The following is a 17,342-nucleotide window of genomic DNA, read 5'->3' as shown; positions in this document are numbered from 1 at the left end:
AGTGGAATAATAATAACTCTAGGGAATACTATGAAAACACGTCAATCATTTGCGTTAGCGGCTTTGTCGTTAGCTATTTTAGCGGGCTGTAATAAAGCTCCAGAACAAAATAATATAAAATCCGAGGCTGTACAGAGTGAAGCTGCAGTGGTTAATGTAACTGCACCGGTAGCCAATAAGATCCCTTTCGAAATGACTATTCATGGTGATACGCGCACCGATAATTACTATTGGATGCGTGACGATGAACGAAAAGATGCAGCTGTCATAGCACACCTTAATGCAGAAAATACCTATACTGATGCGATGCTAAAGCATACTAAAGCTTTACAAACTACTTTGTTTGAAGAGTTAAAAGGGCGCATTCAAAAAGATGATGACTCCGTGCCAACTAAAAGTGGCGATTATTATTATTCATCGCAAACGCGAGGGGATAATGAATACCCGACTTATGTTCGCAGTAGCGATGATAAGGGCACTGATCAACACGTTATATTAGATGTAAATGAGTTGGCAAAAGGCCATGACTATTTCGCGGCAACAGGTTTATCTGTCAGCCCAAATGGTCACTTATTAGCATATGGTGAAGACACGGTAAGTCGACGAATCTACTCTATTTTAGTGAAAGATTTAAAGACCGGTAAATTACTAGAAGATAAGCTCGAAGGGACAGATGGTGATATCGTCTGGGCGAATGATAATAAAACTTTTTATTACATTAAAAAAGACTTACAGACATTGCTAGGTTATCAGGTTTATCGCCATACCTTAGGTACGTCACAAGCACAAGATGAGTTAGTGTACGAAGAGACTAACACAAGTTATTACACTGGCCTTGGTAAGAGTAAAGACAAACAAGAAATTTATATTTGGCATGGCAGTACTAACGCTTCAGGTGTGTCGGTAATTGATGCTAATGACGTCAAGGCACAGCCAAAGCGCTTAATTGAACGTGAAGAAAACCTAGAATATGATATTGCTAAACTCGGTGATACTTATTACATAGTCACTAACCTTAACGCAGTAAACTTTCAGCTAATGACGGTGGATAAAGATAAAGCGCACGACAAAGCGAATTGGCAAACACTGATCGCTGCGCGTGATGATATTAAGCTTGAAGGCATCGATTTGTTCACTGACCATTTAGTGTATAAAGAGCGTGAAATGGGGCAATCTCGTTTAACGATACGCAACTTAAAGTCGGGTGATGAACAGCAGCTGAGCTTTAATGACAGCAGTTATATGGTCAGTACATATGGTAATAATGAATTAGATAGCGAAAGCTTACGAGTATATTATGCCAGTATGACGACGCCTGGTTCATCGTATGATATCGATTTGAATAGCACAACGAAAACACTGTTAAAACAGCAACAAGTGATCGGTGATTTTAATGCCGATAATTATGCATCGGAGCGACTATTTATTACTGCGCGAGATGGCGTAAAAGTACCGGTGAGTTTAGTTTATCGCAAAGATAAATTCAAAAAAGATGGCACTAATCCATTGTTACAATATGGCTATGGGTCGTATGGGGCAACCATGGATCCAAGTTTTTCTAGTAGCCGTTTGAGTTTACTTGATCGAGGCTTTGTATTTGCTATCGCGCATATTCGTGGCTCGCAGATGCTTGGTCGTCCTTGGTATGAAGATGGCAAGCTACTCAATAAAAAGAATACTTTTAATGACTTTGTTGATGTAACCAAAGGCTTAGTTACCCAGCAGTATGGTGCGCAAGATAAAATATTCGCGATGGGCGGCAGTGCGGGCGGCTTATTAATGGGCGCCGTGGCAAACCAAGCACCAGAGCTTTATCAGGGGATGGTTGCGGCTGTGCCATTTGTTGATGTAGTGACCACTATGTTAGATGCGAGCTTACCATTAACAACCAACGAGTACGGCGAGTGGGGCAACCCAAATGACAAACTATATTATGATTATATGCTGTCTTACTCACCGTACGATCAAGTGAGTAAACAAGCGTATCCAAATATGTTGGTCACCACAGGTTTGCATGATTCTCAAGTGCAATATTTTGAACCAGCAAAATGGGTTGCAAAATTACGTGAGTTTAAAACCGATGATAATAAATTACTGTTTAAAATTGATATGGAAGCAGGCCATGGTGGCGCATCTGGGCGTTTTAAAAGCCTTCAAGATACAGCTCTAAATTATGCATTTATCTTAGATTTAGCTGGTATTAAAAAGTAATAACTGATTTTAGTGTTTTACAATTAAGGCGTGACTTAGGTTACGTCTTAATTTTTTGTCTAAATTAAGTGTTGTGGTTTTGCACACTTGCTCGAGCTTAGCAGTATCGACGACGCTGATTAAAATCTAGACATTAAGACTGAAAAAGGTCAGCATATAGGTATTAACGAAATAAGGAGATGGTAATGGAAGATAATCAACAGGTTGAACCAGTTATAACGAGTAAAGATGAGCGTATGTGGGCGATGTTATGTCATTTAAGCGCATTAGCCGGATTTATTATACCTATGGGTAGTATCATCGGTCCGCTGATTGTCTGGTTAATAAAAAAAGACGAAATGCCATTAGTGGCTGAACATGGGCGTAAATCGCTTAACTTTCAAATCACTATGTTCATAGCATATATAGTGTGTTTGATTTTGATGTTTGCAGTTATCGGAGTAATTCTATTACCTATAGTCGCTATTTTCTCGTTTATTATGGTGGTGATTGGCGCAATCAAAACTAATGACGGTAAAGAGTTTAACTACCCATTTAGCTTACAATTGATAAAATAAACTACTCTTCATTTTTATCAAACCCAGCAAATGCTGGGTTTTTTATATGTATTAATAAAGGCTTAGATGGCTTATTTAACTCTGTTCTTTACTGCGTTTATTTCGGCAACATTATTGCCAAGCTCATCAGAAGTGGTACTCACAGCAATGGTGACCAAAGGAGAATATTTACTTTGGTTGTTATGGCTCAGTGCCACAGTTGGTAACGTACTAGGTAGTTGCGTTAATTACTGGTTAGGCACGCAAGTCATACGTTTTAAGGATCGGAAATGGTTTCCCGTGTCACAGGCAAGTATCGATAAGGCTGCAGAGCGCTTTGAAAAGTATGGTGTTTATAGCCTGTTGTTGGCATGGCTACCAATTATTGGTGATCCGCTAACAGTTGTAGGAGGCATTTTTAAAGTGCGCTGGTGGACATTTTTATGGCTGGTTACCCTTGGCAAAGGCGCACGTTACTTGCTTGTACTAGCCTTTGCCGTTGGGCTGGATAAGTTGCTTTAAGCTTTACTCCAATCGAGTGTTAGCGATACTGAATCTGCAAAACGCAAAGCGTGAGGTTTATCAACTCGCACTTTTGCATAATTCACGCTGCTATGGCTATGGCAAACACTGAGTATTTCTGCCACTAGTTTTTCAAGCAATAAAAAGTGACCTTGCTCAACAATACTAATCACTTCTTTGGTGATCACTTTATAATTAAGTGCTTGTTCAACTTGATCCGTTTCACAGGCTTGCTCAGCAGGATAGTGAATTTCTAAATTGATCACTACATCCTGCTTTTTCTCACGTTCATCGGGGTTAAAGCCAATAAAAGTGCGCAGCCGTAAGTTAGTTACATGGATAATTGCATTGGCCATAGGATTAGCCTTTTACAAGTTGTAAAAACTCATTGCGGGTTTTTGGATCGGCTCTGAAGTTACCTAGCATTACCGACGTACGCATACTTGAGTTTTGTTTTTCAACCCCACGCATCATCATACACATATGTTTTGCTTCCACTATTACACCAACGCCTTTAGCACCGGTGACTTCTTCAACCGCTTTAGCGATTTGATGAGTCAGTTGTTCTTGAATTTGAAAGCGGCGTGCAAACATATCAACAATACGCGCAAATTTCGATAAACCCAGCACTTTGCCGTTAGGAATATAAGCAATATGACAGCGCCCTACAAATGGTAATAAATGATGTTCACACATCGAATAAAGCTCTATATCTTGAATTAAAACCATGTCATCTGCATCAGAAGTAAATACCGCATTATTGGTAATTTCTTCTAATGTTTGACGATAGCCTTTGGTCAAATATTCCATCGCTTTGGCGGCGCGTTTTGGCGTGTCTAATAGGCCTTCACGTTGTGGATCTTCACCTACAGCAGTAATAATTTCGTGGTAACTATTTTTTAATTGATCGTGCATAAATTTCTCGATTAATCCGTTATTTTAAATGTCTGCCACCATCTACGGGTAAAGAACGTCCCGTGATGTAATGGCTGCTAAGCAATAAATCGACGCTGTTTATAATTTCGCGACAACCGGGCTCGATGCCCATTAATGATTTTTTAAGGGTTTTTTCTCGGTACTCATCGCTATCGTGATCATTAAAAATAATTAATGAAGGGGCGATAGCGTTCACTTTAATATTCGGGGCAAACTTAGCTGCAAATGATTTTGTCATATTTTCTAAGGCGGCTTTACTTGCGGCATATGCGATATGCTTTGGACTTCCTTTTTCAACAACATAATCAGTTAAATGAATGATATCAGCAGGGTGTTGCTGCTGTTGCTGAAAATTTAACAGTAACTCGCTAAGCGCTAAGTTAATTAAGTAAGGTGCTTTTGCATGGATCCGCATCATGTTATCAAATAGCGTACTGCTATCTGGATTATTCGCTTCGCAGTCCCAACTCGATGCATTGTGGATCACCGCCTTTAAGCTATTTGTGTGCAGCTTTAATTGACTGACAAACTCATTAATGCCGTTGTCAGTGCTAAAGTCTGCGTAAACACATACAGCACCATGGGCAGATAATTCATCAATAGCGGGATGGCGAGTTCGGTAAGTAACGATAATAGCTTGCCCTTGGGCTATAAAATGTTTTGCCAGTGCTAAACCAATACGTTGGCCGGCACCTGTTATTAAAATGGGCGATGTCATAACTAAATACAAATCCTTAGGTTTTTTAATGCGATGAGCTGGATTGCCATGTGTTTACTAACAACTATAAACTAAATTACAGAACTATTTCATCTTTACTGCAAAGATATTGCACTCATATAACAATCTGTTTGTACGCCGTAACGAACAGTTGCGATCATTTGCTCTGCGATGATTGTCAGGCATAATAATAAAACTTCAATTTATGATCTGTAACTATGCAATCACCACCTAAACCGATCCATAAACTGCGTATGATCCCCTGGTTATTTGTTGCTGGCGTGTATTGTTCATTAATTGCTTGGCAAGGCGCAAATGCTGCGCTACAAAGTGTTATCGCAGAGTTTAGCATTGTTGTGACTATGGCTTTTGGGTCTTTTGTTGCTGGTGGCACTGCACTTGGTGGTGGCGCAGTAGCATTTCCTGTGATGGCTAAGTTACTGGCAATAGATCCTGTAACCGCAAAAGTATTCTCGTTAGCGATTCAAAGTTTTGGTATGAGTGCGGCCGCATTAACCATTATTTTTACTGGTATTCCATATTATCGCCAAGTGGTATTAATCGCAGCTCCTGCTGCATTAGTTGGCGTATTACTAAGCCTTACTTTTATTGCCGATCAATTACCAAGACTGGTGGTTAAAGGAGTCTTTAGCGTACTTTTAATATGCTTCGCATTAACTCTTTTATGGCGTATTTACTGCAGGGTGCAACATGTATGTAGTCAAACCGATATACACGTTAGTACATTTACAGTTGCATTAGTTGCTGTTATTGGAGGAGTTGCATCTGGCTTAGTTGGTTCGGGAGCTGACATTGCTATTTTTGCGTTATTGATTATCGCCTGCAACGCTAATATTCAAAAAGCGACTGCAACCTCGGTGATTATCATGGCAATAACGTCTGTAGTGGCAAGCATTGCTAACGTATGGTTCTTCAATAGCTTAAGCAGCGAAATACAGTCGTATTTATTAGCGGCTATTCCAGTGGTTGTAGTAGGAGCACCGTTAGGGGCTTATGTTTGTGCTAAAGTGAAAAGCGGGCAATTAATCACATTTTTCTTATTGTTAATTGCCCTAGAAGTGTCATTTACGGTTTATGAACTTATGACAGCCTAAAGATCGTCGTAAATGGTTGGAATAGCTTGGCGTTTATGTTGAGTGCGTAGATAAATTGCGATGAGTTTTTCACTTACCTCGTCACTGACTTCTTTGCCTTCTAAAAAGTCATCAATTTGTTCATAGCTTAAACCAAGGGCTTCTTCATCAGTAAGGCCAGGGCGATCACACTCTAGGTCGGCTGTTGGCGCTTTATTAACGAGTAAATCGGGTGCACCTAACTGCTTGGCTAATGCGCGTACTTGGCGTTTTGATAAGCCAAATAATGGCGCTAAGTCGCATGCGCCATCACCAAATTTAGTATAAAAGCCAGTAATGTTCTCGGCGCTATGATCAGTACCAACAACGAGGCCTTGGCACAGTCCGGCAATTTCATATTGCGCGACCATGCGTTGGCGGGCTTTCACATTACCTTTTATAAAATCAATTTGTGCTTGTTCCGGCAGTGCATCACCGCAACCTACCACTGCCGCTAATGCTTGCTCATGCATGCCGTCTGCTGCGGGTTTAATATTCACTGTTAGGCGTTTATTTGGTTGAATAAAATCAACAGCCAATTGCGCTTCAGCTTCATCAGCTTGCACACCATACGGTAAGCGAACCGCAATAAATTGATACTTGTCGGTTTGCTGCTGCGCATTTAATTCGTTAACGGCGAGTTGGCATAAGCGACCACAGGTAGATGAATCTACACCGCCACTAATCCCCAGCACTAAAGAGCGTGAATGTGCTGCCACTAAACGGTTTTTTATAAAGTTTACGCGGCGTGTGATCTCGTTGTTGACGTCTATATTTGGCTGGACTTTCATTTCTGCCACTATTTCAGCGCGCATGCTGAGCTCTCCTAATAATATTATTGGTTGTCATGGTTATACCAATTAGCTTAAAAGCATGATCTCTATTTAATGCAATTGGAATTATTATCTAATTCAAAGGGTTTAATTTAAAGCCCTAAATGTAGCTTAATTTTTTGTAATTCAGCTTTTAGCTCATCAATTTCAGCAAGTAACTCATTCAACTCGTCAGCTTTGAGTGCAGGTAATTCAGGTGGTTCTACTGCAACAGCACTTTGTGGATCAGCAAATAAATGGCTGTAACGGCTTTCACGTTTGCCGGGTTCTCGCGGGTGTTTAGTCACATGTTCGGCAGTCATCAAGGCATTTAATGCCGACTCAACTTCAGCAACATTATTAAACTCAGCGAGCCGATTACTGCGGGTTCTTAATTCACCAGGGGTTTGTGGGCCACGTAGCAGCATTAAACAAATAATAGCGCGCTGTTGCTCCGTTAACTGTAAATTACCAAATTCAGTATTGCAAAAGCGATGTGCGAACTTAGTTACGCGTCCAGATAACCCTTCGTCTAATGTAACTAACCGCTGGGAAACTAGCGAGTCTAGCGCCTCTTGTACTTCAGTTTCGCTGAGCGTGAGCACTGGCTCTCGGTTCGATTTTTGATTGCACGCATTGGTCAATGCATTTAGTGACAGCGGGTAATGCTCTGGTGTGGTGCTTTGTTTTTCAAGTAGGCAGCCGATCACACGTTGTTCAATAGCAGTGAGTTGCATAATAAATCCTTCTTTTTGTTATGCCTTAGCTTACACCTTTATTGTTTACCAAGCCATTGTTGCAGTTTCGGATTAAGCGCATCAAAATCGAGTGGTTTGGTTAGGTAATCAGTCATTCCTGCACTGAGGCATTTATCTCTATCGCCTTGCATAGCATTTGCGGTTAACGCAATAATAGTTACGTTTTTGTAGTATTCACCCGCATCCCCATTACGGATTGCCTTAGTTGCTTGGTAACCATCCATTTCTGGCATCTGGCAGTCCATTAACAATAGCTTGTATGGTTCTGTGGTTTTGTTTTTTAGTTTTTCAATAGCTTCCAGACCATTTTCAGCGATATCAAAACTTATGCCTGCTTGTTTTAGTAATGCACAGGCTACGACTTGATTTACTTTATTGTCTTCTACCAGCAGGATTTTGTCTTGATTTACAAAGTGTGTATTGTTGATTGCAATACTTGCTGGTAGTGCATTGTTATTTTGTTGTTGCTCGATAAATTTTTCATTCGCCAAAGAATCAAACAAGTCCGAAGGCGTTAGTGGTTTAAAAATCATGCAATCGGCTTCGATTGGCAAGTTTGCATGTGCTTCTTGTGAGAAACTCATTGGTGCCATAAGGATCAGTTTTACGTGATGCTTGCTTAGGTAAGTTTTCAATGTATTAATTGCAGCGGCGTCGGCTTGCTGAAAAAAGCTATAATCAAGCAGCACAGCATCAATCAATTCATCGCTAGAATTGAGATAGTAACTCAAAGCTAGGTAGTTTTTGAGGATATGCGCACGTGCCCCCCACACATTCAGTTGTTTTTGCGCAATTGAGCTATTTAACGGACAAGTATCGACAATTAAAATATGTTTGTTTGTAATTAAATGACTCGGTAAGTCTTGTTCTTTACCCAGTAGCGGCTGTACTTTAATGGAAAAAGTAAATGTACTGCCTTGGCCATAAACACTCGTGACATTGATTTCTCCATCCATCAAATTACACAGCTGCTTAACAATCGCCAGGCCCAAGCCTGTGCCGCCATATTGGCGAGTAGTTGAGGTATCGGCTTGAGTGAAAGAATCAAATAACGAAGCTTGTTTGTCGGCTTTAATACCAATACCGGTATCAATAATTGAGCAATCTAAAAAAGTCCCGTTAGTGGTATTTTTTAAGTTTGCGCTCACGATAATTTCACCATTATGAGTAAATTTAACGGCATTACCGAGTAAATTATTAATAATTTGGCGAAGCCTATTTGGGTCACTAACAATCTTATTTACATTAATTTTAGTGGCATCTAAAATCAGTTTAGTATTATGTTGCTCTACTTTAAGGGCAAATGACTCGACCACTTCACCGAGTAATTTCGGTAAATTAAAAGCAATCTTTTCGATATTTAATTTACCAGCTTCAATTTTTGAAAAATCCAGAATATCGTTAATTATATTAAGCAGCGATTGCGCTGATGATTGTGCTAATTCAATATGATGCGCTTGCTGAGGATCTAACTTAGTCTGTTGCACAATATTAAGCATCCCGAGCACACCGTTCATCGGGGTGCGAATTTCGTGGCTCATGCTCGCTAAAAACTCACCTTTAGCGGTTACAGCTTGTTCCGCTGCTTCTTTTGCTGTGACTAATTGTTGCTCGGTTTCTATACGTTGCTCGCTAGAATATAAACTGCCAATTAAAGCGGCAACGGCAATTAAAAAGCTTTCTTCGTTACGCGACCATGCCCGCGGATACTGACAATGCTCAGCACAAACAATACCAATCGCCCCGCTTCCAGTAGGAATAGATACACAAAGCATTGATTTTATGTCGAAAGGGGCTAAATAGTGCGCTGTAAGCGGGGCTGTAAATTTATTGCTCAGTGCATTTGAGGCGCGGATCACAGCTTGATTATCAATCGCTGTAAAAAAATCATTTAACTCAGTTTGCTGCCATGCTGGTAACGCAGTGTTCTTTGGGGTGTGTTTACCATGATGGGCAAATGATTGCAGTTGATCTCTTGCATCATTGAACAGCCATATACTGGCACGTTCAACATTAAATGCATCGCAAATTGATTGTGTAATAATATCTTTTGCTTGTTTTAAATTACCAGTTAGCACTGCGTTATTAACGGTAAGTGAGGCGAGTACCTCATTGTGCAAAGCAGTTTTACTGCTTTCTAATTCAATGCATTTACGGACGTTTATATCTTGTAAAGAGCCAAAAATCTTAATACAACGGCCATTACGGATTTCGGCCTCACCATGCACTAACACCCATAAAGCATTACCTTTAGAATCGATAACTTCGAGCTCAACTTCGTAACTTTCACCATATTTAATCGCTCGCTCAACGAGCTTTTTTATCGTGTCACGGCTTTCGCCTTCTTTAAAGTAAGTAAAGTTCGTTGGCCAATTCGGTTGTTCGTCTAGCGGATATTTGAAAATGTTTTTGGTCATATCTGACCAATATCCTTGTTGTGTTTCAAGGTTAAATGACCAAGCGCCAATTTTTGCAAGACTACTCATTGTCACTAGCATTTTTTCATTTCTTAGCTGGCGATTGAGCATTTTTAAGAATAATAAGAAAGCTAAAATTAGTAACCCGCAAATAGTAAATATTGCTAATCTCAGCGGCCAAATCGCAGAGTTCGGAGGTGCCCAACCAACTTTAGGAGTAACAAAAATTTCCCACTCGCCACCTTGAAAGGTTAAAGTAAATTCCAGAGGGTTACGCTCTAAAATATCCGCTTTACCACGGAAAAACTCTCCTTTTAGACCCAAGCCATTGCGTCCTTGAATGGCAACATCATAGTCTTCTTCTAGTTCGTAGATACCCGCTCTTTTATATATTTTGTCTATGTCGAGTACCACCGAGAGCAGTCCCCAAAAATGCTTGTCAGGGGGAAGGTACACAGGGACTCGGGCAATTAATGCTTCGCCACCTTGCACTAATGTAAGTGGGCCTGCCATAACTATTTCATTGTTATCACGCGCACGAATTGCATCTGCACGTTGTGCTTTGTTATCTAAAAAGTTTAGCCCTATGGCTTTTTCATTGCCTGCCAATGGGTAAGTCATGCGGATCACCATATTAGGTGCACCACCGATATTGCGTAATTCAGATGAGGTGTCGAATAATGGCGCGGCAATTTGGGCAAAACGTTGTTGATCTAAATTAGGCTCTGCAGCAACTGCAACAGCTAAACCACGCACCAATTGAATATTCGATACTAATGTTGATTCAAGTTGAGTACGGTAGCTACTTACTTCAGATAAAATTAATAGTCGATGAGATTCTTGGGCACGTTTATAACTGATCTGATCAAGCACTAAACTGATTAATAAAATAAAAACGAGCGAGCACCAAAATATCAGTTTAAATTTGTAGACTTGTTTGTGATCATCTGTTTTTAACAATGGCATTAGCGACTTGTGCTTTTATATTTGGCTGTTCAACTATAGTCAATTTATCACGGAAATAAAAATAGTCCGATCAATTGAGCTATTTGTTTTTTTTATTTAAATTACCCCACTTTTTTCATAAAACTATGGTTATGATAGAGCTAATTAAGAGTGAAAGGACTGGTTCATGTTTAAAATTATCAAGTGGTTGGTGTTAGCAATCGTAATTTTAGGATTGGCTGCAACAGCAGTTATTTATGGTGTACTGTCAATTAGCTTACCGGCGCTTGATGGTAATGGGCGTAGTAACCACGTCAGCCAAGCGGTAAAAATCTCCCGAGACCAACTGGGTCAAGCAGTTATTTCAGCTGAGAACCGCCTTGATGCTGCGTATGGTTTAGGTTTCGCACATGGTCAAGACCGATTTTTTCAAATGGATTTGTTGCGCCGTAATGCTGCAGGTGAATTGAGTGAACTGTTTGGTAAAGCAGCATTAGGTTTGGATAAAAAAATGCGCTTCCACCAGTTACGAAAACGCAGCGCTGCGATAGTTGAGCAATTGCCTCAAGCAGATCAAGCATTATTAACAAGTTATGCCGCTGGCGTTAACGAAGGCTTAGCACAGGTAGGTTTTAGCAGTTTTGAATATTTACTAACAGGCGCTGAGCAAAAGCCTTGGCGCAGTGAAGACAGTTTGTTAGTGATTTACAGTATGTACTTAGATTTACAAACGGCGACCTTTGAACGTGACCAAGCGTTAATTCAAATTGCCGATATTTATGGCCCAGAAATGGTCAGTTTTTTAACTCAACCCAGTCAATATCAAGCGGCTTTAGATGGCAGCACACTCGCACCATATAATTTAACTATTCCTGAATTTCCTAAGCAAACCTTACAAGCTTTACTCAGGATTGATGCAAATCAAGAACGTGGTAGTAATAACTGGGCGGTGACTGGGCAGTTAACTACCACAGGTGCTGGGATGCTGTCGGATGATATGCACTTGTCGATGGCGGTGCCGGTTATTTGGTATCGTGCGCAACTTAACTATGCAATGTCAGGAAAAGTGAGCCAAGTGACAGGGGTTTCCTTGCCTGGCGCACCAGCAATTGTGGTGGGAACTAATAACAATATTGCGTGGGGATTTACTAATGGTTACCTCGATACTGCCGATTGGGTAGCATTAACTGATAACAGTAAAACATGGCAAGAAGTTGAGCAAATAGCACTACCCGATGGGTCAATTGAAGAATATAAGCTGACATTGAGTGAGTATGGTCCAGTGCGAGAAATAAATGGCAAGCCTTATGCGCTTAGCTGGGTTGGCCATCAACCTTATGCAGTCGATATGGATTTATTGAAATTAGAACAAGCAACAACTGTCGATGACGCGCTGCTGATTGCCAGTGAAGTGGGTATTCCAGTACAAAACTTAATGGTGGTAGATAGCCAAGGCAATGCGGGTTGGAAAAATATGGGAGCCATTCCAGGGCGTATTAAGCCCAGTGAACTAGCTGTTCAGGAAAATGACTACTCAACACTTTGGCAGCATAATGAACAGCAAAGGCCGGAAGTTAAAAATCCTGTTGATGGCCGTTTATGGACTGGGAACTCTCGCGTTGTATCGGCTTTGGATGACCAGCGTTTTGGTAATGGTGGTTATGCCTTGGGAGCACGATCGAGTCAAATTCGTGATAGATTGTATGAAAAGCAACATTTTAATGAAGCTAATTTTAACCAGTTGCAGCATGATAATCAGGCGCGCTTTTTACAACCGTGGCATAGCTTATTGCTGCAACAGCTTAATAGAAATAGTTCGGCTAATCAGCAGTACATAAAAGAGTTAGATAACTGGCAAGGTTGCGCCTGTGCAACGTCAATAGGCTACACGCTGGTTAGGCGTTATCGTGATGAAGTTATCAATAGTGTATTTACGGCTATGCAAGCAAATTTACAGGCTCAGGGCGGTTCATTAAAGTATGTTAAACGTGATTTAGAGCCGGCAATATGGCAGCTTATTGAACAGCAACCAGATAGCTGGTTAAATCCACAATTTGCTGATTGGGATGCACAATTAACTGATTCATTTAGTCAAGTTGTCAGTAATTTAAGTAAAGAGTTTGGCAGTAACTTAAAAGGTTGGCAGTGGGGGACAGTTAATGAATTGGTTATTGAGCATCCATTCGCACAGCAAATACCACAACTAAGTAAATTATTAAATATGCCGACAGCGCCAGGATTTGGCGACAGTTATATGCCAGCAGTGCAGGGGCGTAGTTTTGGTGCGTCACAGCGATTTATTGCTCAACCTGGGCATTTAGAAAACGCCATAATGGCCATTCCCGGTGGCCAGTCAGGTCATCCACTATCGCCATTTTATCGCGCAGGATTTGATGACTACGTAGCTGCAAAACCAACGCCGCTATTACCGAAAACACTAATGCATGAGATCACAATATTACCTGCAAATGAGCTTTAAATGAGTAAAGCCACCTTGTTTTGAGGTAGTGGCCGCTTGATTTCGGCCATTACTTTTACTCTTATAAAGTGCAATTAACCTAAGCTTTAGGTCGAAAACCGCTAAACCAGCGTTAATGTTAGCTGAGCAAAGAGGTGTAAAACTAAAAATTTATACCTACTTATACTTACTTCAACACTGTTGTTGGTGCTATCTTAAAAATAAACCAGCGCTAGGTATGCTGCACTAAGCAAGCGTTCAGAGCTGATCACGTATTATGCGCGTATTGAACTATCAAATTTAATGTCCTACGCCTAAAGGAGTTGTGTATGTCGGCAGAAAAAACCCATCTTGAGATTTGTAATTTAACTAAAGAGCAGTATCCACAAGTAAAAACTTTGATGGATCAGGCTTATCCAGATTTAGGTGGTGCATGGCCAAGCCATACTATATTTAGACTGATTGACCAGTTCCCTGAAGGGCAGTTGGGCATGGTGGATGATGGCGTGCTGGTAGGGATTGCGTTGAGTGTGCAAGTTGATTACACGCGCTTTTCTAATCCGCACACCTATGAAGATATTGTTGACGGCCATGACCGGGTATTTAGTGACCCCGATGGTGATGCGCTGTATGGCTTAGATGTGGTTATTTCGCCTACTCATCGTGGTATGCGTTTAGGGCGCAGGCTTTATGATGCGCGTAAAGAATTATGTCGTCAGTATAATCTGCGGGCTATTTTGGCGGGCGGACGTATTCCGCGTTATTACAATCATAGCAGTGACATGAGTCCAACAGAATATATTGCCAAAGTCGATCATAAAGAGCTGTATGATCCAATTTTAAGTTTTCAATTGTCGAATGATTTCCAGGTTAAACGCTTACTTAAAAAGTATTTACCGGAAGATCAAAATTCGGTGGGTTATGCCACGCTACTTGAGTGGAATAACATTATGTTTGAACCGACCGACACGGTACTTGAATCAACGAAGTCGATAGTGCGAGTAGGCGCAGTGCAATGGCAAATGCGCAGTGTTGAGTCGGTTGAAGAAATGCTCACGCAGGTCGAATATTTTGTAGACACAGTGTCTGATTACAAAAGTGATTTTATTCTTTTTCCGGAGTTTTTTAATGCGCCACTAATGGGGCTTACAGAGCAAAGAAATCAGACCGAGGCTATTCGTTATTTAGCCGAATACACGGAGACTTTTCGTGATGCGATGTCGCGTATGGCGATTGAGTATAATGCGAATATTATCACCGGCTCAATGCCGCTTGCTGAAGGCGATAAAATCTATAATGTCAGTTATTTATGCCATCGCAGTGGTAAAATTGACGAACAACGTAAAATTCATATCACGCCTCATGAACAAAATGACTGGGTGATTCAAGGTGGTGACAAAATTGCGGTATTTGATACTGATGCTGGACGCGTGGGTATTCAAATTTGTTACGATGTTGAATTTCCTGAATTGTCACGTATTTTAGCAAAACAAGGTCTCGATATTCTGTTTGTGCCATTTTGGACCGACACCAAAAATAGTTATTTACGAGTACGCCACTGCGCGCAGGCGCGGGCCATTGAAAACGAATGCTACGTGGTTATTGCCGGATCGGTAGGTAACTTACCAGAAGTTGAAAGTCTTGATGTGCAGTATTCACAATCAGCGGTATTAACACCGTCTGATTTTTCGTTCCCTCATGATGCTACGCTTAATGAAGCAACCCCCAATACTGAAATGCTGTTATTTAGTGATTTAGATATGGATAAATTAAAAGTTCTGCACAGTGAAGGCACGGTGCGTAACTTAAAAGATCGTCGTGAAGATCTGTACGATGTAATATTGAAAAAGAGAGAAAATTAATGGCGTGGATTTATTTAATTATTGCAGGCTTGCTGGAAATTGGCTGGCCTGTAGGATTAAAAATGTCGCAAGAGGGTGAACATCGCTGGTTAGGTATTGGCATTGCAGTGGCGTTTATGGTCGCCAGTGGTTTTATGTTATGGCTGGCACAGCGTGATATTTCGATGGGGACTTCCTACGCAGTGTGGACAGGCATTGGCGCGGCAGGAACATTTTTAGTAGGGATACTATTTTATAATGATGCAGCAACATTCGGCCGTATTGCCGGTGTATTAATGATTATTAGCGGTGTTATCACATTGAAAATCAGCCATTAATTCAGTGAATTAAAAAATCGAAAGGCGGCCACGTTGCAGTGAGCCGCCTTTGTTGTTTATATCGAAGGTAACATGACTAATACTGCGGCTATAGCAATTAACACCAGCCCTGCGGTATCTTGGCGTTTTAAAGGCTGCTTGAGCCATAAAACTGAGATCAAGATTGTAAAAAATACTTCTACTTGCCCTAAGGTTTTGACATAGGCAACATGCTGTAAACTCATCGCACTAAACCAACCAATCGAGCCTATGCAGCTAAAAAAACTCACTGCACTGGTGGTTTTTTTATGGTTCCACATAGCGTGAAATGTTGAGCGTTCCCTTACTGTAATATAACCACATAGCATGATAGTTTGCAGGCTGATAATAAGCAGTAAAACCCATGCTGCGGAATAAGGAAACGACAGACCTGAGTTTAGGCTTGCTTCGCGTATCCATGATGAGGAGAGTGCAAATGCTGTCCCACAGGCCAAGCCTAGTAAGGCTGTTTTTAAGCTAAAGTGCTTAATGTTAGCAATTCCACTTAATAGTAATACTGCAATTGAGCCAATAAACACGCCAAGCCAGCCTAATAAAGATAGCGTCGCGCCAAAAAATAATACTCCTAGTATAGCCGCAACGAGAGCTTCACTTTTTGCAAGACCAGCACCAACAGCAAAGTTATTCATTTTAAATAACGTCACCATTAATCCTGTTGCAATAATTTGCACTATGCTCGCGCCGACAATGTAGCTAATAAAAGCTAGGTTGAAGGTGGGTAAGGGAGCATCTTGATAGAGATATAATGAAATGAGATATGCCAAAGCAAGTGGGCTTGCAAGTATAAAGCGCGCTAAGGTGACGCCTGCAACACTCACATGCGCACTTAGTTTACTTTGTAAAGCGTTGCGCCACGACTGCATAAAAGCGGCTAAAATAGTTAAAAAGATCCAAGTCATAATGAAAAAACAGCAATTCACAGAGGCGGATAAGTTACCAGTGCCAGGGCTCTAAAGCGAACTAAGATTCCATAAAATGAAAATATCTTTGCTGCGACAATATGCCACAGCTGCAAATCCAACTTTTTGGGCTATAGTTATCGCGATGTTATTGTTAGTCGCAATGCCTTGTATTTATTTCATATAAGTCATTGCGGCTTTTTTATTACTCAAGTCAATTACGCGATCAGTTTAGCTGTGCTAAGTTAATGAAAACTATGATTAGGAGTAACGATGACGATATTACTTATTTGCGCACTACTTGCTGTACTGATGCCTTACTTTGCCAAGGCCCCCGTGGCATTTGCAATGAACAAGCTCGATGGCTACGATAATAAGCAGCCAAGAGAGCAACAGTCTAAGCTCACCGGATTTGGCGCAAGGGCGCTGGCAGCACATCAAAATTGTTTTGAATCATTGGCCGTGTTTGCTGTAGCGTTAGCCACCGTGCTGGGCACCAATAATGTCCACCAAGTTACTGAGCTATTAGCCATTACTTATATTATTGCCCGCGTTCTATATTGTGCTTTTTACTATCTAAATTTAGACGTACTGCGTTCTTTATCATGGCTGGTTGGTTTAGCTGCTGCAGTCGCTATGATTGTTGTGTGCTTGTAATACCAATCGTGTTAAGTTACTGACCATTTATAGCGACAGATAAATACAGTGATAACAAGGCGTAAATTTTGACATGTAGTTGTTCTACTTGAAAAAATTATAACGCAGTTAGCGCTTTATTT

At 40.9% G+C, this 17,342-nt stretch carries 15 protein-coding genes; 8 read left to right on the top strand and 7 right to left on the bottom strand.

Annotated features, from left to right (window positions below):
* The first annotated feature begins 30 nt into the window (after positions 1–30).
* The 3 genes from H5203_RS04500 (at position 31) to H5203_RS04490 (ending at position 3,269) form a co-directional block, all read left to right on the top strand.
* Positions 31–2,211 (top strand): S9 family peptidase, encoded by a 2,181-nt coding sequence (locus H5203_RS04500; protein ID WP_145239996.1) that lies wholly within the window; start codon positions 31–33, stop codon positions 2,209–2,211.
* A 185-nt stretch (positions 2,212–2,396) separates the two neighbouring features.
* On the top strand, positions 2,397–2,768 hold the full coding sequence (locus H5203_RS04495) for a DUF4870 domain-containing protein (RefSeq protein WP_145239994.1): 372 nt from the start codon (positions 2,397–2,399) through the stop codon (positions 2,766–2,768).
* A gap of 66 nt (positions 2,769–2,834) precedes the next feature.
* Complete coding sequence (locus H5203_RS04490; protein ID WP_145239992.1) at positions 2,835–3,269, top strand: YqaA family protein; 435 nt, start codon at positions 2,835–2,837, stop codon at positions 3,267–3,269.
* Here the strand turns inward: H5203_RS04490 and folX are convergent.
* From folX to folM, 3 genes are read right to left on the bottom strand one after another with little or no spacing between them, the layout of a single operon-like run.
* Complete coding sequence (folX, locus tag H5203_RS04485; protein WP_145239990.1) at positions 3,266–3,625, bottom strand: dihydroneopterin triphosphate 2'-epimerase; 360 nt, start codon at positions 3,623–3,625, stop codon at positions 3,266–3,268. The two genes, H5203_RS04490 and folX, sit on opposite strands and share 4 nt — an antisense overlap.
* A gap of 4 nt (positions 3,626–3,629) precedes the next feature.
* Complete coding sequence (gene folE / locus H5203_RS04480) at positions 3,630–4,184, bottom strand: GTP cyclohydrolase I FolE (RefSeq protein ID WP_145239988.1); 555 nt, start codon at positions 4,182–4,184, stop codon at positions 3,630–3,632.
* Positions 4,185–4,203: 19 nt separating this feature from the next.
* The gene (gene folM / locus H5203_RS04475; protein ID WP_149982195.1) at positions 4,204–4,923 is read right to left on the bottom strand and encodes a dihydromonapterin reductase; all 720 of its coding nucleotides are present in this window, start codon (positions 4,921–4,923) and stop codon (positions 4,204–4,206) included.
* Positions 4,924–5,141: 218 nt separating this feature from the next.
* On the opposite strand from folM, the gene H5203_RS04470 reads away from it, so the two are divergent.
* Positions 5,142–6,038, top strand: a complete 897-nt coding sequence (locus H5203_RS04470; RefSeq protein ID WP_182819426.1) for a sulfite exporter TauE/SafE family protein — start codon at positions 5,142–5,144, stop codon at positions 6,036–6,038.
* Here H5203_RS04470 and nadE read toward each other — a convergent pair.
* From nadE to H5203_RS04455, 3 genes are all read right to left on the bottom strand, one after another.
* The gene (gene nadE / locus H5203_RS04465; RefSeq protein WP_149982194.1) at positions 6,035–6,871 is read right to left on the bottom strand and encodes an ammonia-dependent NAD(+) synthetase; all 837 of its coding nucleotides are present in this window, start codon (positions 6,869–6,871) and stop codon (positions 6,035–6,037) included. The two genes, H5203_RS04470 and nadE, sit on opposite strands and share 4 nt — an antisense overlap.
* Positions 6,872–6,981: 110 nt before the next feature.
* Positions 6,982–7,605, bottom strand: coding sequence for a YceH family protein (locus tag H5203_RS04460; protein ID WP_145239982.1), 624 nt, complete (start codon positions 7,603–7,605; stop codon positions 6,982–6,984).
* Positions 7,606–7,643: 38 nt separating this feature from the next.
* Positions 7,644–11,009, bottom strand: coding sequence for an ATP-binding protein (locus H5203_RS04455; RefSeq protein ID WP_182819425.1), 3,366 nt, complete (start codon positions 11,007–11,009; stop codon positions 7,644–7,646).
* A 166-nt stretch (positions 11,010–11,175) separates the two neighbouring features.
* On the opposite strand from H5203_RS04455, the gene H5203_RS04450 reads away from it, so the two are divergent.
* The 3 genes from H5203_RS04450 to H5203_RS04440 all read left to right on the top strand — a co-directional run bounded on the left by H5203_RS04450 (position 11,176) and on the right by H5203_RS04440 (position 15,625).
* Positions 11,176–13,467 carry a penicillin acylase family protein gene (locus H5203_RS04450; protein ID WP_182819424.1) on the top strand — a complete coding sequence of 764 codons (2,292 nt, stop codon included), beginning with the start codon at positions 11,176–11,178 and terminating at the stop codon, positions 13,465–13,467.
* Between the two features lie 308 nt (positions 13,468–13,775).
* The gene (locus tag H5203_RS04445; protein ID WP_145239976.1) at positions 13,776–15,308 is read left to right on the top strand and encodes a bifunctional GNAT family N-acetyltransferase/carbon-nitrogen hydrolase family protein; all 1,533 of its coding nucleotides are present in this window, start codon (positions 13,776–13,778) and stop codon (positions 15,306–15,308) included.
* On the top strand, positions 15,308–15,625 hold the full coding sequence (locus H5203_RS04440; protein WP_149982191.1) for a multidrug efflux SMR transporter: 318 nt from the start codon (positions 15,308–15,310) through the stop codon (positions 15,623–15,625). The genes H5203_RS04445 and H5203_RS04440 overlap by 1 nt, the downstream gene beginning before the upstream one ends.
* Before the next feature lie 56 nt (positions 15,626–15,681).
* Here the strand turns inward: H5203_RS04440 and H5203_RS04435 are convergent, their stop codons facing one another.
* Positions 15,682–16,563: a DMT family transporter gene (locus tag H5203_RS04435; protein WP_182819423.1), complete on the bottom strand. Its 882-nt coding sequence runs from the start codon at positions 16,561–16,563 to the stop codon at positions 15,682–15,684.
* Between the two features lie 273 nt (positions 16,564–16,836).
* Between H5203_RS04435 and H5203_RS04430 the strand changes: the two genes are divergently transcribed.
* Positions 16,837–17,220: an MAPEG family protein gene (locus H5203_RS04430; RefSeq protein ID WP_182819422.1), complete on the top strand. Its 384-nt coding sequence runs from the start codon at positions 16,837–16,839 to the stop codon at positions 17,218–17,220.
* The last annotated feature ends 122 nt before the right edge of the window (positions 17,221–17,342 follow it).

The sequence above is a fragment of the Pseudoalteromonas sp. SG41-1 genome (genome assembly GCF_014164575.1).
In the GTDB taxonomy this organism is placed as follows: domain Bacteria; phylum Pseudomonadota; class Gammaproteobacteria; order Enterobacterales; family Alteromonadaceae; genus Pseudoalteromonas; species Pseudoalteromonas rhizosphaerae.
Note: the sequence above shows the minus strand (reverse complement) of the source record. Positions and strands in the feature narration are given on the sequence as shown.

Bases quoted from the DNA above. Each gene is read 5' to 3' on its own strand.
- H5203_RS04435 (WP_182819423.1), bottom strand. From the start codon at position 16,563: ATGACTTGGATCTTTTTAACTATTTTAGCCGCTTTTATGCAGTCGTGG.
- H5203_RS04455 (WP_182819425.1), bottom strand. From the start codon at position 11,009: ATGCCATTGTTAAAAACAGATGATCACAAACAAGTCTACAAATTTAAA.
- H5203_RS04445 (WP_145239976.1), top strand. From the start codon at position 13,776: ATGTCGGCAGAAAAAACCCATCTTGAGATTTGTAATTTAACTAAAGAG.
- H5203_RS04500 (WP_145239996.1), top strand. From the start codon at position 31: ATGAAAACACGTCAATCATTTGCGTTAGCGGCTTTGTCGTTAGCTATT.
- H5203_RS04430 (WP_182819422.1), top strand. From the start codon at position 16,837: ATGACGATATTACTTATTTGCGCACTACTTGCTGTACTGATGCCTTAC.
- H5203_RS04460 (WP_145239982.1), bottom strand. From the start codon at position 7,605: ATGCAACTCACTGCTATTGAACAACGTGTGATCGGCTGCCTACTTGAA.
- folX (WP_145239990.1), bottom strand. From the start codon at position 3,625: ATGGCCAATGCAATTATCCATGTAACTAACTTACGGCTGCGCACTTTT.
- folE (WP_145239988.1), bottom strand. From the start codon at position 4,184: ATGCACGATCAATTAAAAAATAGTTACCACGAAATTATTACTGCTGTA.
- nadE (WP_149982194.1), bottom strand. From the start codon at position 6,871: ATGCGCGCTGAAATAGTGGCAGAAATGAAAGTCCAGCCAAATATAGAC.
- H5203_RS04450 (WP_182819424.1), top strand. From the start codon at position 11,176: ATGTTTAAAATTATCAAGTGGTTGGTGTTAGCAATCGTAATTTTAGGA.
- H5203_RS04440 (WP_149982191.1), top strand. From the start codon at position 15,308: ATGGCGTGGATTTATTTAATTATTGCAGGCTTGCTGGAAATTGGCTGG.
- H5203_RS04470 (WP_182819426.1), top strand. From the start codon at position 5,142: ATGCAATCACCACCTAAACCGATCCATAAACTGCGTATGATCCCCTGG.
- H5203_RS04490 (WP_145239992.1), top strand. From the start codon at position 2,835: ATGGCTTATTTAACTCTGTTCTTTACTGCGTTTATTTCGGCAACATTA.
- folM (WP_149982195.1), bottom strand. From the start codon at position 4,923: ATGACATCGCCCATTTTAATAACAGGTGCCGGCCAACGTATTGGTTTA.
- H5203_RS04495 (WP_145239994.1), top strand. From the start codon at position 2,397: ATGGAAGATAATCAACAGGTTGAACCAGTTATAACGAGTAAAGATGAG.